This window comes from Ningiella ruwaisensis (assembly GCF_004798935.1).
In the GTDB taxonomy this organism is placed as follows: domain Bacteria; phylum Pseudomonadota; class Gammaproteobacteria; order Enterobacterales; family Alteromonadaceae; genus Glaciecola; species Glaciecola ruwaisensis.
In genome coordinates, this window is record NZ_RAHT01000024.1 from 1 (window position 1) to 1,005 (window position 1,005).

General features: G+C 43.6%; 2 protein-coding genes. Both read left to right on the forward strand.

Annotated features, from left to right (window positions below):
- Positions 1 to 685, forward strand: a 685-nt coding sequence (locus tag D6V41_RS18060) for an IS91 family transposase (RefSeq protein ID WP_206663282.1), incomplete at its 5' end; no start/stop codon positions are given.
- Between the two features lie 167 nt (positions 686 to 852).
- Positions 853 to 999, forward strand: a complete 147-nt coding sequence (locus tag D6V41_RS18240; RefSeq protein ID WP_168711087.1) for a hypothetical protein — start codon at positions 853 to 855, stop codon at positions 997 to 999.
- The last annotated feature ends 6 nt before the right edge of the window (positions 1,000 to 1,005 follow it).

Below are 1,005 nucleotides of genomic sequence, written 5' to 3' on the forward strand. Positions count from 1 at the left end.
TAGTCAATTGGGGATGTTAAGTGTGTTGCATACGTGGGGACAAAACTTAGGTCAGCATATTCATCTGCATTGTTTAGTGCCTGCGGGCGTGCTCGACCGTGAGCAGCGTTGGTGTGCACACCAGAAACGTTACCTTTATCCAGTCAAAGCCTTATCTGCGGTGTTTAGGGGGAAGATGTTGGCTTTACTCAAGGAGAAAGAGATAGATCTTGAAACATTGTGTTTACCGCAAAGGTGGTGTGTCTATGCCAAGCAAAGCCTACACAGCACGAAAGTGGTGCTACGTTATTTAGCTCGATACACCCGAAAAGGCATGATGGCTGAATCTAGGTTGGTGTCTTATACACATGAGCAGGTATGCTTTAGATATAAAGACTATCGAGATAATCGCAGTAAGATAATGCGTTTAACGAGCCATGAGTTTATCAGGCGATATTTACTGCACGTGTTGCCCAAAGGGTTCATGCGAATACGCTACTATGGCTTTTTAGCGAACGCTTGTCGGCAAAAGAAAGTCGCATCCATACAGAAGCAGCAAGGACTTGCGCCAAGAGAAGTGGAGCAAAAAGAGCAAGCAATTCAACGCGCGATATGGCCGTGCACGGAATGTAAGTTAGGACACTTGATGCTGGCTGCGATCATATTACCGACAATGTGGACCAGACCGTTTGTAAATACCACTTAGCGAACAAAAGAAGTACCATTCGCCATACCAAAAGGCTTGCATTAGTGAGAGAGATCTTGCTGTGCTAAAAATCAGTCGTGCTTGCAAAGCGGATAATACTCATCGTATTATCTTTAAAAAAGGGCGAGCTAGCCATGACAGACGCACGTAAATGAGGGAATATGTTAATGCAAACACGGAATGTTGACTCATCCAATATAAATGGCAAAAAAGCAAATTCCTATAGCATAAGTCTTGCCAACATCCTCACTCAAACACCTGCATGGCTAAGTTCAACAAATGATTCTTTTACCGTTACGGTAAAAGAATACTAAAGCGTT